The sequence below is a fragment of the Leuconostoc citreum genome, from assembly GCF_004354555.1.
GTDB classification, from domain to species: domain Bacteria; phylum Bacillota; class Bacilli; order Lactobacillales; family Lactobacillaceae; genus Leuconostoc; species Leuconostoc citreum.
This window is the reverse complement of the sequence record NZ_PUFH01000001.1, coordinates 14,278-28,140: the sequence shown is the minus strand read 5'-3', so window position 1 is coordinate 28,140 and position 13,863 is coordinate 14,278. Positions and strand designations below refer to the sequence as shown.

Sequence of the window (13,863 nt, the reverse complement as noted above, 5' to 3'; positions counted from 1 at the left end):
AGATTGAGGAGGAAGCGAACGCTTGGGTGTTCGCACTAACATTATGGCAGCAAAACCCGATAATCATGCAATTTACGATTTGCATGATAAACCACCATTTCTTACTTGGCTAGGACTTTCATTACAGCATCTGTTTTCAATGTTTGGTGCCACAGTCTTGGTACCATTATTAGTAGGGCTTAATCCAGGGGTCGCATTATTTACATCTGGCATTGGCACACTATTACATTTATTGATTACACGTGGTAAAGTACCAGCTTATATGGGCTCTAGTTTTGCGTTTATTATTCCAATGGCCTCGTTGATGAAGACAGTGGGTTATCCGGCAGTGGCACAGGGAATTATTGCTGTTGGTCTAGTCTATTTGGTTGTTGCATTGATTATAACAGTTACAGGAACAGGCTGGTTGGATACGATATTTCCACCCGAAGTGGTCGGCCCTATTATTATGGTGATTGGCTTAAGTTTAGCCGGTTCTGCGGCTACTTCTGCTACGATGATTAATGGAAAATATGATTGGAAAGTGTTTGTCGTCGCATTATTAACGTTATTAGCCACAGTTGCTTTTAATATGTTCTTGAAGGGTTTTCTTGGTTTACTACCGGTTTTATTAGGCATTGTATTCGGTTATCTCATGGCATTAGTTTTTGGGCTTGTTGATTTGTCTCCCGTTGCTACAGCGCATTGGTTCCAATTGCCAAATTATGAAACATTCATCGGTAAAAATGGTTTTCACTTTTATCCTGCGGCAGTGCTCAGTATGGCACCACTAGCATTGGTGACGTTATCCGAGCATTTAGGTCACTTGATGGTGCTTTCAAAAATTACAGGACATGATTTTTTTGTCAATCCAGGCTTGAAACGCACATTAACCGGTGATGGTACAGCTTCGGTTGTTGCTGGATTAGTTGGTGGCCCAGCAGTCACCTCTTATGGTGAAAATATTGGTGTGATGCAACTTAGTCGTGTGTATTCTGTATGGGTAATTGGTGGGGCAGCATTCTTTGCGGTTATCTTCAGTTTTGTAGGTAAGTTATCTGCTTTAATTTCAACTATTCCTGGGGCGGTTACGGGCGGTGTTGGTTTTATGTTATACGGTGTTATTGCAGCCGCTGGCTTGCAAGTGCTGGTTGATAATAAAGTTGATTATAGTAAAAAACGTAATCTCATGATTGCAGCACCAGTACTCGTCATTGGTATTGGTAACTTCCATTTGCAATTAAGCGCACAAATGGATTTTTCAGGCGTTGCTATTGCAACCTTACTGGGCATTTTATTAAATCTATTATTGCCTAAAGTGGCGGCCAGTGATCGCCATTAAAAAACACGACATTTTGTCGTGTTTTTTGTTTTTTAAATCACAAAACAGAGAGAAATATTTCGTTTTTAAGCTTTAGTGTCTAAAATGTTGTCTTGTATTTTTCGTTGTCAATGACACAGTTTGCGATAATACGTGTCAGAAGTTTTTATCATAAATGGTATATAATGTGCCCAATAGTAAGAGTTTTTAACGTTTTTAAGGGGATTAAATAAATTGTAACTTTTAATAATTACGCAGTAAAAACCATTTTACCAACGTTTAACAAAAGACGTGAATAACTCTTTGTGAAAAAGTGACACAAAACGGTTGTATTTCAATTTCAAAAGCGTATTATAGATTTATATGTTATGACGAATAGCCGTTTACGACCATTTCGCCAAATTTATATGAGAAAGGAGAAGGCGCATGGATGACCCTACGGCACCGTTTGAGTTTCTAGGTCTCACATTTGATTGGGGCACGATACTTTCAACGTTGCTGGCTATGGCAATCGTTGTGATTGTATCGATTGTGCTAACACGTAAACCGTCATTGCGACCAGGTAAGCGACAAAATGTCATTGAATACTTACTTGATTTCACTAATGGTATTGTGGGTGGACAATTGCCAAAGAAGCAGGCACGTCAATTTGGTTTGTATGCATTTACGTTGTTTTTCTTCATCGTAGTATCAAACGAAATGGGCTTGTTGCTTCAATTGCAGGGGACTGATGGTGTGACTTATATCAAGTCACCCACAGCAAACCCGATCGTGACGATGACGTTAGCTATTATGTCTTTGATGGTTGCACACGGTATGGGCGTACAACAACTAGGCTTTAAGGGATACCTTAAAAACATGTTGTTAACACCATATTCTTGGATGTTACCACTTAATATCATTGAACAACTAGCTAATTTCTTGACGTTATCACTGCGTTTGTTCGGTAATATTTTCGCTGGTGAAATGTTACTGACACTCGTGGCTAATAGTTTAGCTTGGCCAGGACACCTGAATGGTTTCTGGACAGTGCTAGCATTGCCGATTGAAATGGTCTGGCAAGGCTTTTCACTATTTATCGGTGGGATTCAGGCTTATGTCTTTGTAATCTTAACTGGTGTGTTTATTGCCCAATTGTCGGGTAATGAATAATGGTGATCAAGCAAATGAGATTTGTGCCACAAGTTGACTAGAAATACTCAATTTATGACACAAGTTGGTTTGTTAATTACGCGGGAGCGTTTCATCTAATCAAAATGGAAATGTGCTGATTAACGTCATGGTCTAATCAGTATTCTATAATAAGGAGTAATCTCATGGATTTGCACAATCTTGGTGTAATCGCAGCGGGTCTTGCAGCCGCTGGAGCCGCTGTTGGTGGTGGTATTGGTAACGGTGTTTTGATTTCACAATTCTTGGCAGGTATGAGTCGTCAACCTGAACTTGAAAGCCGTTTGTTGTCACGTATGTTCTTGGGTGTCGCATTGGTCGAAGTTATGCCAATTTTGTCAATTGTCTTCGCCTTCATGTTGATGGGCAAGTAATCACAAGTATATAGTGGAGGAAAATCATGTTTGGTTTAACAACCTTAGCAGCAAACAAATTACCATTAGGTAATATGCTGTTTATTATCATTTCATTCCTCGTGTTGATGGTTATTTTGAAGAAAGTGGCTTACGGGCCATTGACAAAAGTTCTTGATGAACGTGCTGAAAAAATTTCAACTGACATTGATGGTGCTGAATCAGCACGTCAAGAAGCTGAAAATTTGGCAGCACAACGGCAAAGTGAGTTAGCTGACACACGTCAACAAGCAACTAAGGTTGTTGCTGACGCGAAGGCTAGTGCACAAAAGCAAAGCGATGCATTAGTTGCTGTAGCTGCTGAACGTGCAAACACGATTAATCAGCAAGCACAAACTGATGCTGAAAAGCTCAAGGAAGACGCAATTGCTAATGCAAAAAATGATGTAGCAGCGCTATCTGTAGCGATTGCTTCAAAACTTATGCAGAAGGAATTATCGTTAAATGATCAACAAGCATTAATTGATGCTTACATTTCAGATTTAGAAACTAAATAAGGAGTATTGGGATGGCAACAAATCTTAAAGATATCGCTGACCAATACGCCAAAGCAATTTTTGAATTATCTAGTGAACAAGGCAATGTTGAAGACACACGAAAAGATTTAGATACCTTAAAAGTGGTTTTTGAAAACAATCCGAACTTTGTGACGATTGTGAGTTCAAATGACATCAACAGTGAGGCACGTGATGGTCTGCTAACAACATTGACGACAGGTGCCTCAGAAGCCATTCAAAATTTGGTTAAGCTGCTGGCTTATAATAATCGTTTAAATCTCTTGACACAAATCGTGACATCTTTTGAAGATTATTATAATGATGCACATGGCATTGTTAATGTTGTGGCCACAACGGCCGTTGCACTAGATGAGACACGTTTAGATAAATTAGCAGCAGTTTTTGCTTCTAAAACAGGTGCGAAGCATGTTAATTTAACTAATAATGTGGATGAAAGTATTATTGGTGGTGTGATTTTACAGTCACAATCAACACTAATTGACGGAAGTTTACAAACAAAAATTGCCAAAATGAAGGCACAATTATTAGGTTAGTGAGGAAAAATAATGGCTATTCAAGCTGAAGAAATTTCTGCTTTAATTAAGCAACAGCTCGAAAAGTTCGACACAACGCTAACTGTAGAAGAAGTGGGAACTGTTACCTATATTGGTGATGGTGTGGCACGTGCAACTGGCTTAGCAAATGCTATGGCTGGTGAACTACTTGAATTTGCCAATGGTACATTCGGGATGGCCCAAAACCTCGAGTCAAGCGAAGTTGGAATCATCATTCTTGGTGGTTTTGATGATATTCGTGAGGGTGACACAGTTAAGCGTACCGGCCGTATTATGGAAGTGCCGGTTGGCGAACAATTGATTGGACGCGTAGTAAATGCATTAGGACAGCCAATTGATGGCTTGGGCGAAATCAAGACGGATAAGTTCCGTCCGGTTGAAGTCAAGGCACCAGGTGTCATGCAACGTAAATCAGTTTTCGAGCCATTACAAACAGGTATTAAAGCGATTGATGCGCTTGTTCCGATTGGACGAGGACAGCGTGAATTAATTATCGGTGATCGTAAGACAGGAAAAACGTCTTTGGCCATTGATACAATTTTGAATCAAAAAGATCAAAACATGATTGTTATTTATGTTGCGATTGGTCAAAAAGATTCAACCGTTCGTACACAAGTTGAGACATTACGTCAAATGGGCGCAATGGATTACACAATTGTTGTTAATGCTGGACCTTCAGAGCCAGCACCAATGCTATATTTGGCACCCTATGTTGGGGCAGCAATGGGTGAAGAATTCATGTATAACGGTAAGCATGTTTTGATTGTTTATGATGATTTGTCAAAGCAAGCAACAGCTTATCGTGAATTGTCATTGATTCTTCGTCGACCACCAGGACGTGAAGCATACCCTGGTGATGTGTTCTACTTGCATTCACGTTTGCTAGAACGTGCCGCCAAGTTATCAGATGAATTAGGTGGCGGTTCAATGACGGCTTTGCCTATTATTGAGACACAGGCTGGCGATGTATCTGCTTATATTCCAACAAACGTTATCTCAATCACAGATGGTCAAGTCTTCTTGGACGCTGATCAGTTCTATGCCGGCGTCCGTCCAGCGATTGATGCTGGAACATCGGTTTCACGTGTTGGTGGTGATGCACAGATTAAGGCAATGAAAAAGGTTGCTGGTACATTACGTTTGGATTTGGCATCATTCCGTGAACTAGAAAGTTTCGCGCAATTTGGTTCGGATCTTGATGCTGCGACCCAAGCTAAGTTAGCACGTGGTCGTCGAACAGTTGAAGTGTTAAAGCAACCGCTTCATAAGCCAATGCCAGTACAACATCAAGTTATCGTTCTTTATGCGCTAACACATGGATATATTGATGACATTGCCGTTGAAGATATTCAACGTTTCCAAGATGAGTTGATTGCATACGTTGATGCCAATGCGAATGATTTGTTTAAGGTCATCATTGACACGAAGCAATTACCTGAAGAATCAGCTATGAACGCAGCAATTGAAGCCTTTAAGGCTGGATTTGCTGGTTCAGCGGCTGAATAATAGGAGGACGCTGCAATGGCTTCTTTGCAAGATATTCAGCGTCGTATCTCATCCACTAAAAAGACGCGTCAAATAACGAGTGCCATGCAAATGGTCTCAACGGCTAAACTAAGCCAAATTCAACGCTATGGTAGAGGATATCAAGCATACGCCGCACGCCTTGAGGCGGTGGTGGAGCATCTTGTTGCCGCTCACTTGTTTGACAATGCTGATGCCAAGCATATTCCTCTAATTGCGCAACGGCCCATTCGTAAGACGGGTATTTTGGTTGTTACCTCTGATCGTGGTTTGGTTGGATCGTACAATGCCAATGTTATCAAACAAACGAATGCATTAATGGCCCGTTTGAATTTGGATACAACCAATACGGCTATTTTGGCTGTTGGTGGTAATGGGGCTGATTTTTATAAGAAACGTGGCTTTGAAGTCATTTTGGAACACCGTGGTGTTTCAGATGTACCATCGTTTAACGAAATACGTTCAGTAGTTAAAACAGTAACGAGTTTATATGAATCTGAAGTGTTTGATGCACTTCACGTTGTATACAATCACTTTGTTAACCGTTTGACTAGTGAGTATCGCGACGTTCAATTGTTACCGTTAACAGGTGATACGTTGGTCGCAATGGGTGGTACAGAAGCTCACAAAGCAGAGCTAGATATTCAAAGCGCTTATGAAGTCGAACCAGACACAACAGCTGTATTAAATGTTGTGTTGCCGCAGTTTGCACAGAGTTTAGTGTATGAAGCAGTGCTTGATGCTAAAACGGCTGAACATGCAGCTTCATCGACAGCGATGAAAGCAGCGACAGATAATGCTAAAGATCTTATTGGGCGTTTGGAGTTACAGTTCAACCGTGCACGTCAAGCTGCGATTACGACGGAAATTACAGAAATTACAGGTGGTATGGCTGCCTTGGAGTAAATTCATGGGTGCCATACTATTCGATTAAAATGAACTGCATGCGCAGTGATTAAAAACGCGACAATGCTTGTGAGAGTGTTGTTGGCTGTTCTAAATTTGAAAGGAAAACGACAATGAGTACTGGAAAAGTCGTACAAGTGATTGGTCCGGTCGTCGATGTTGCGTTTGAATCAGGTCAACAAGTACCTGATATTAACAATGCGCTTAAAATCGACAAGGGCGACGGCCAAACATTGACAGTTGAAGTCTCATTAGCACTAGGTGATGGTATTGTCCGCACTATTGCTATGGATTCAACTGATGGCCTTCAACGTGGTATGTCGGTAACTGATACAGGGGATGCTATTAAAGTGCCTGTCGGTGAAGCCACATTAGGACGTGTTTTCAATGTGTTAGGTGAACCAGTGGATAATAACGGTGAAATTGCCGCAGAGACACCACGTCATTCTATCCATCGAGATGCCCCTAGTTATGATGACCTAGCAAATTCAACAGAAATATTAGAAACTGGTATTAAGGTGATTGACTTATTGGCACCTTATGTTCGTGGTGGAAAAATTGGTCTGTTTGGTGGTGCTGGTGTTGGTAAAACAGTTCTGATTCAGGAATTGATTCATAATATTGCGCAAGGTCATAATGGTATTTCTGTTTTCACGGGTGTTGGTGAACGCACGCGTGAAGGTAATGATATGTACCACGAAATGGCAGAATCAGGCGTTTTGAAACAAACTGCCATGGTTTATGGTCAAATGAATGAGCCACCAGGCGCACGTATGCGTGTTGCTTTGACTGGCTTGACAATGGCTGAAAACTTCCGTGATAGTGAAGGTAAGGATGTGTTGTTGTTTATTGATAACATTTTCCGTTTCACACAAGCTGGTTCAGAAGTTTCTGCGTTGTTGGGTCGTATTCCATCTGCCGTTGGTTATCAGCCAACTTTGGCAACTGAAATGGGACAATTACAAGAACGTATTACATCAACCAAAAAGGGTTCTGTTACATCAATTCAGGCGGTTTATGTGCCTGCCGATGATTATACCGACCCTGCGCCAGCAACGACGTTTGCTCATTTGGATGCTACTACTAACCTGGAACGTGCTTTGACACAACAAGGTATCTATCCAGCTGTTGATCCACTAGCATCAACTTCTTCTGCTTTAGACCCACAAGTTGTTGGTCAAGAACATTATGAAGTGGCCACAGAAGTACAACGTACATTGCAACGTTATCGTGAATTGCAAGATATAATCTCAATTTTGGGAATGGATGAACTTTCAGACGAAGAGAAGACGACCGTCAACCGTGCGCGTCGTATTCAATTCTTCTTGTCACAACCATTCTCTGTTGCCGAAACATTTACCGGTATTAACGGTGAATATGTACCGGTTGCTGAAACTGTACGTTCATTTAAGGAAATCCTTGATGGTAAGTATGATGATTTGCCAGAAGATGCTTTCCGAAATGTAGGTGCGATTGAACAAGTTGTTGAAAAAGCCAAAACAATGGCCCAATAAGGGGGTATTGACTAATGGCAGATGAGACGACAACACCAAAGAAAACAGGAATTACCGTACAAATTGTGACACCAGTAGGTGAAATTTACAACGAAACCAATGTTGAATTGGCCGTTGTTAATACACAGGGTGGTCAAATCGGTATTATGCGTCAGCACGTGCCAATTTTAGCTGCTTTGACAATTAACGAATTACTTGTTAAAAAAGATGGTCAACACGAGACTTTAGCTGTTAATGGTGGTATTGCTGAATTCTCTAATGATTTGTTGACTGTGATTGCAGATAGTGCAGAGACATCTGGTAACATTGATGTGACACGCGCGCAAAGTGCTAAAGAACGTGCTGAAGCGCGTATTGCCCATGCGCAAAATGACAATAATGATGCGGAGTTGAAACGGGCACGTGTTGCTTTAATGCGTGCGGTTAACCGTATTCATGTTGCCGCAATTAGGCAAGGACAATAACGTATTATTTGTTAAATGAAACCGAACATTAAACGTTCGGTTTTTTTTAATGCCGCTTAAGGCTTCTATAAAAGTCAAACGTTCGTCTTCAATGCTTTATTTTCGTTTAATGTTCGGAAAGAGCCGGACGTTTCATTTTAAAATGAGGAAACTATAATTTGCTATAAAGTTATAAGTATATTTTATCTGATATATTGGTAGAGGAAACAAATATACAAACTCTTTACCCAATATCGTCAAAAGCTTGATGATAGTTGTGTACGATAGTAGATGTAGTATTTGTAACATATAAATTACCAATTGGTACACAGGAGAGAAGCATTATGAGCAAGAATGCGAAAACACTCGCAGGCATCGTTATTGTTGTGGTTATTGCGATTGCAGCCTATTTTGGATTTACCCATACAGGGGCAAAGTCGACATCAGATAAAACGATTAAAGATTTGAAAGTCTATTTTGTGCCATCAAAGCAACCTGATAAGATTGTGACAGCAACAGCACCGTTGAAAGGTCTATTGAAAGATCAATTGAAAAAAGAAGGTTATACGGTTGATAATGTTGATATCAAAGTTGGAACAAGCTACGAAGCGGCTGGTGAAGCTTTGACATCAGGCACTGCAGACATCGGCTTTATTCCTGGTGGTACTTATGTCATGTATGAAGATGGTGTCAAGCCACTGCTGACAGCAACACGTGCTGGCCTTAACAAAAACTTCTCTGATGCTGCCAAGTGGAACGACGGTAAGCCAACAGAACAAATCAAAGAACAGTCATCAAAGTACCGCTCAATCTTTATTGCAGGTCCTTCAGCTAAGGGACAAGAGCTAGCTAAAAAAGTTAATGCTGGTCAAAAGTTGACATGGGATGATTTGAGCTCAGCAAAGTGGGGATTGTCTTCAACAACATCGTCTGCTGGTTATATTTACCCATCACTATGGTTGAATAAAAATTATAAGAAGACGGTTGCTGATTTGAAAAACACAGTGACAGTTGATTCATATGGTTCAGGTATGGCGCGTTTGGCTTCAGGACAAATCGATATCATGCCAACTTACGGTGATGCCCGCCGCGACTTTGCTAAGTTGTGGACAACAGATTATCAGCAACCAAAGTCAATATGGGAAGAAACAAATGTTATTGGCGTATCACAAGAAATTTATAACGACACAATTTCCGTATCAAAAAAGTCAAAAACAATGACGCCAGAATTTGAGAAGGCGTTGTCAAAGGCGTTTATTAACTTAGCTAAAACAAAAGAAGGTAAGCAGGTTATTGCCATTTACTCACACGAAGGCTATGAACCAGCTAAATCATCAAATTATGATGGTGAACGTGCAGCACAAAAAGTGTTAAAGAATTCTCAAAAATAATTTGTTACGTACAATGTGACAGATAATTTACTAAATATACCAGAAAAGCAGCGCATACAAGCGCCGCTTTTCTTGCGTTAAGGCCATAAGGGCATGATATAAAAAATTAGGACGGCAACTATGATTAAATTTGAACACGTTTCAAAAACTTACCCCAACGGTGTAAAAGGCCTACAAGACATTAATCTAGAAATTCAAGATGGTGAGTTCATTGGTATTATTGGCATGTCTGGAGCAGGTAAGTCAACATTTATTCGCACAATTAATCGGTTAAATAACATTACTGAAGGTAGCCTAATGGTTGATGGTGTGGAAATTTCAACCTTAAAGGGTCAAGCATTGCGCCAGTATCGTCGCAAAGTTGGTATGATTTTCCAGTCCTACAATTTGGTACCACGTATTTCTGTGATTAAGAATGTGATGAGCTCATTAGTGCCGGATATGCCTTTTTGGCGCGTTTTACTTGGTTTATTTTCTAAGGAAGAAAAAATAAGCGCTTTGGAGGCATTAGATCGTGTCTCGATGCTAGACAAGGCATTTGTACGGACAGACCAACTGTCTGGGGGACAACAACAACGTGTCTCATTGGCACGTACATTAACACAAAATCCAAGTGTTTTATTGGCGGATGAACCGGTGGCGGCATTAGACCCTGTGACGGCTCATGAAGTGATGGATGATTTTAAACGGATCAACGAAGAACTTGGGCAAACTGTTCTGATTAATATTCATCATGTTGACCTAGCCTTAGAATATTCTAAGCGTATTATTGGCATTCGCGCTGGAAAAGTGGTTTATGATGGTCCGGTAAGTGGGATGACACAAGAAATACTAGATGTTATTTATAGTAAAGATGAGGCTGAATAATGGGTTGGTATGATAAGTTATTTGAAGCTGAAAGTTACACATTGGGTAATGGTAAAACAGTATCTCAAAAATTTACGCGACTACCTCTAATCCTCTTTTTGTTCATTATTGGTATCGCCATATCTGTTTGGGTGACGGGCTTTAGTCTGGTCACTTTATTTACCAACTTTGCAGGATTTTGGAAAATTTTTGGCAGCATGTTTCCACCTAAATTATCTTATTTTATGCAAGTTTGGCGACCATTATTGATGACCATTCAGATGTCATTTTTAGGCTCATTTTTTGGTGCTGTTGTGGCGTTACCTTTTGCCATTCTTGCCGCTAACAATGTGACGAGTAATCGTGTTGTGAATTTAGTTGTGCGTTTTATTTTAACAGTCGTGCGAACAATTCCGACATTAGTCTCAGCATTGATTGCAACTTATATTTTTGGTTTGGGTACGTTTGCTGGTACTGTGGCAATTTTTTTGTTTAGTTTTAGTTTTGTGGGTAAGCAACTGTTTGAATATATTGAAACAGTTGATATGGGTGCCTACGAAGCACTCATTGCCACGGGGGCAAGCCCAGCACGTTCATTTATTACAACGATTTTGCCACAAATATTACCAACGTATCTCTCAACGTCATTATTTGCTTTTGAAGGAAATGTGCGTTATGCCGCCATACTAGGCTATGTTGGCGCTGGTGGCATTGGTATGATTTTGAATGAGAAAATTGGTTGGCGTGAATTCCAGAGTGTCGGAATGATTTTATTGTCAATTTTTGTTGCAGTCGTGATTATTGAAACGACGAGTCAAAAATTGCGAAAGCATTTAAGTTAAGGAGAGCGCACGTGAATAAGAAATTAGAGTCAGTTCTCAGTAAAGAACCACGGCGTGGTCTACAATATGCTGTTACAATTATAATTTTGCTCATCTTACTGTTGTCCGCTTCACCCGCTTTGGGTGGGGCCCAAATGACAACAAAAGGTTTTGACATTGGGAAAAATATTTTAACAGGCATATTCACACCAGATACTAGCTTATTATTTGGTTTAGGCGATAGTGGTGTGATGTATTTAATTCTACAAACGATTGCCATTGCTTTCTTGGGTACGTTGGTTGGGGCAATCATTGCTGTGCCACTATCTTTTATCTCAGCGACTAATATTGTGCCAAAACCAGTTGTGTTAGTCACGCGGTTCATTATTATGGCTATACGGACTATCCCATCATTAGTGTATGGGTTAATGTTTATTCGTGTGACTGGGCCGGGACCCTTTGCAGGGGTTATGACGTTGGCCATTGTATCAATCGGCATGATTTCTAAACTATTTATTGAGACGATTGAAGATTTGGACTCGGGTATTTTAGAGTCATTAGATGCTTTTGGATCAACACTTTTTCAAAAAATACGATATGGTGTTTTACCACAGCTTGGGCCTGATTTCATTTCGATTTTAGTCTATCGTTTTGATATGAATCTGAGAGAAGCAACAATTTTGGGGTTAGTTGGTGCTGGAGGGATTGGCGCACCAATGATTTTTGCCTTAAGTGCTTACCATTGGCATCAAGTAGGGGCGATTTTAATTGGCCTGTTTGTTCTCGTTTTCGTGGTAGAAATTTTATCAGATAAGCTGAGACATAAAATTCTACATGGTTAAATATTAAGGGGACGACAGTTAGGTCGTCTTTTTTTAGGAGAAAATGATGAAGCACTTTAAATTGTATTATACGTCAGATGTTCACGGTTACTTATTACCAACAGATTATATACAATCAGGTAATCAGTCACTTGGCATGGCCAATGCTGCTTATAATTTCCACAAGGATGGAAACACAATCATTATTGATGGTGGCGATATGTATCAGGGCTCACCAATGTTACAGTACCTACAGCAACACCAGGATATAGATGCGGTGACAACCGCAATGAATCTTGCGGGGTATGATTACGTGACTTTGGGAAATCATGATTTTAACTACGGCTATCATGCGCTAGAGAAACATTTGTCACAATTAAACGCAACGGTTATTGCTGAAAATGTTACAGACAGCAATGGTGAAACACTGTACCCAGCACAAATCAAAACATTAGCTGATGGCACGACCGTTGGGTTGATTGGTCTGGTGACTGATTATATTAATATCTGGGAAAATCCTGAACATTTGGCTGGTATTCGTATTGAGTCACCACGCATTAAAGCACAAAAAACAGTGATGTATTTGAGAGAAAATGCGGATGTTGTTGTCGGGGTTTATCATGGCGGGTACGAGCGTGATTTAGTTACGGGACAACAATTGAGTCAAACAGATGAAAATATTGCCTATCAACTCACAGAACAGCTGGATTTAGATATCTTATTAACAGGGCATCAGCACGGCAATGTTGCACCACAAGTTGTTAATGGGGTTTTAACATTACAAATGCCGAATCAAGCACGTATGTATGCAGAAATTATTGGCACGAAGCATGATACTGAATGGGTATTTAATGCCACAACGGCATCAGTAGGTCATACGGCTCGTCCCGACATTGTCGCGGCTTTGGCGCCACTCAATGAACGTGTCCAAAGGTGGCTGGATCAACCAATTACGCAATTAACAAGTGCCATACCACTAGCGCAACCTTTAGCGCTGGCACAATTTGGTAATGATATATTACAATGGATTGCGCATGTTGAGCTTTCTGCAACGCAAGCTGACATTGCGCTTGTCAGTTTGAATAATAATCCATCAGAATTACCAGCCAACCTCACATTACGTCAAATCTTACAAAATTATCCGTTTGACAATACGTTAGTCACCAAACGTGTTAGCGGTTCAGCATTAAAAACAGCGCTTGAGCATACTGCGGATTATTTTGTACTTGAATCCGGCAAGCTGACAGTTAATCCATCGTGGCTATACCCTAAGGTTGAACACTACAACTATGATTTGGCATTTGGCATTAGTTATACCATTGATGTTAAGCAACCAGTAGGACAACGTATCACAGAACTAAGCTTTGATGGTCAGGCGGTTGCTGATAGTGATTTATTTACGGTCGCGATGAACAGTTATCGTGCTGCTGGTGGTGGCGATTACACAGCCTATCGCGATGCTGAAACGATTTTTAGTGGGGATGAGACGATTCAAGATATGTTGGTATCGTATTTTAAAGCACACAATCAGTTACCAGAAACACCAAAACTGCAATTAAAGGTTATTTATTAAACACATATATACTATTATGTTTAATAAATAACAGACCGTAATATAACTGAAACGGTTCCGATGTTTGGC

General features: G+C 40.4%; 14 protein-coding genes. All 14 read left to right on the top strand.

Annotated features, from left to right (window positions below):
- Positions 1 to 43 precede the first annotated feature (43 nt).
- The 14 genes from C5L21_RS00130 (at position 44) to C5L21_RS00065 (ending at position 13,794) form a co-directional block, all read left to right on the top strand.
- Entirely contained in the window at positions 44 to 1,321 is a 1,278-nt protein-coding gene (locus C5L21_RS00130) for a solute carrier family 23 protein (RefSeq protein WP_036058429.1), read from the top strand.
- A gap of 405 nt (positions 1,322 to 1,726) precedes the next feature.
- Positions 1,727 to 2,452, top strand: coding sequence for a F0F1 ATP synthase subunit A (atpB, locus tag C5L21_RS00125; RefSeq protein WP_004905003.1), 726 nt, complete (start codon positions 1,727 to 1,729; stop codon positions 2,450 to 2,452).
- A gap of 164 nt (positions 2,453 to 2,616) precedes the next feature.
- Positions 2,617 to 2,844, top strand: coding sequence for a F0F1 ATP synthase subunit C (gene atpE / locus C5L21_RS00120; RefSeq protein WP_004902064.1), 228 nt, complete (start codon positions 2,617 to 2,619; stop codon positions 2,842 to 2,844).
- 26 nt (positions 2,845 to 2,870) lie between these two features.
- On the top strand, positions 2,871 to 3,380 hold the full coding sequence (gene atpF, locus C5L21_RS00115) for a F0F1 ATP synthase subunit B (RefSeq protein WP_004902062.1): 510 nt from the start codon (positions 2,871 to 2,873) through the stop codon (positions 3,378 to 3,380).
- 11 nt (positions 3,381 to 3,391) lie between these two features.
- Positions 3,392 to 3,934, top strand: coding sequence for an ATP synthase F1 subunit delta (atpH, locus tag C5L21_RS00110; RefSeq protein WP_004905001.1), 543 nt, complete (start codon positions 3,392 to 3,394; stop codon positions 3,932 to 3,934).
- Between the two features lie 12 nt (positions 3,935 to 3,946).
- A complete protein-coding gene (atpA, locus tag C5L21_RS00105) occupies positions 3,947 to 5,461 on the top strand; it encodes a F0F1 ATP synthase subunit alpha (RefSeq protein WP_004904999.1) in 1,515 nt (504 codons plus the stop codon).
- Between the two features lie 15 nt (positions 5,462 to 5,476).
- Positions 5,477 to 6,385, top strand: a complete 909-nt coding sequence (locus C5L21_RS00100) for a F0F1 ATP synthase subunit gamma (protein WP_004902056.1) — start codon at positions 5,477 to 5,479, stop codon at positions 6,383 to 6,385.
- A gap of 113 nt (positions 6,386 to 6,498) precedes the next feature.
- Positions 6,499 to 7,899 (top strand): F0F1 ATP synthase subunit beta, encoded by a 1,401-nt coding sequence (gene atpD / locus C5L21_RS00095; protein ID WP_004902054.1) that lies wholly within the window; start codon positions 6,499 to 6,501, stop codon positions 7,897 to 7,899.
- Positions 7,900 to 7,913: 14 nt separating this feature from the next.
- Complete coding sequence (locus C5L21_RS00090) at positions 7,914 to 8,363, top strand: F0F1 ATP synthase subunit epsilon (RefSeq protein ID WP_004902052.1); 450 nt, start codon at positions 7,914 to 7,916, stop codon at positions 8,361 to 8,363.
- Positions 8,364 to 8,686: 323 nt separating this feature from the next.
- Positions 8,687 to 9,733, top strand: a complete 1,047-nt coding sequence (locus C5L21_RS00085) for a phosphate/phosphite/phosphonate ABC transporter substrate-binding protein (RefSeq protein WP_004902050.1) — start codon at positions 8,687 to 8,689, stop codon at positions 9,731 to 9,733.
- Between the two features lie 120 nt (positions 9,734 to 9,853).
- The gene (gene phnC / locus C5L21_RS00080) at positions 9,854 to 10,600 is read left to right on the top strand and encodes a phosphonate ABC transporter ATP-binding protein (protein ID WP_040190669.1); all 747 of its coding nucleotides are present in this window, start codon (positions 9,854 to 9,856) and stop codon (positions 10,598 to 10,600) included.
- Positions 10,600 to 11,421, top strand: a complete 822-nt coding sequence (phnE, locus tag C5L21_RS00075) for a phosphonate ABC transporter, permease protein PhnE (RefSeq protein ID WP_004908818.1) — start codon at positions 10,600 to 10,602, stop codon at positions 11,419 to 11,421. Before phnC ends, phnE (C5L21_RS00075) begins: the two co-directional genes overlap by 1 nt.
- Before the next feature lie 11 nt (positions 11,422 to 11,432).
- The gene (gene phnE, locus C5L21_RS00070; RefSeq protein ID WP_004902045.1) at positions 11,433 to 12,242 is read left to right on the top strand and encodes a phosphonate ABC transporter, permease protein PhnE; all 810 of its coding nucleotides are present in this window, start codon (positions 11,433 to 11,435) and stop codon (positions 12,240 to 12,242) included.
- Positions 12,243 to 12,288: 46 nt separating this feature from the next.
- On the top strand, positions 12,289 to 13,794 hold the full coding sequence (locus tag C5L21_RS00065) for a bifunctional metallophosphatase/5'-nucleotidase (protein WP_085700009.1): 1,506 nt from the start codon (positions 12,289 to 12,291) through the stop codon (positions 13,792 to 13,794).
- The last annotated feature ends 69 nt before the right edge of the window (positions 13,795 to 13,863 follow it).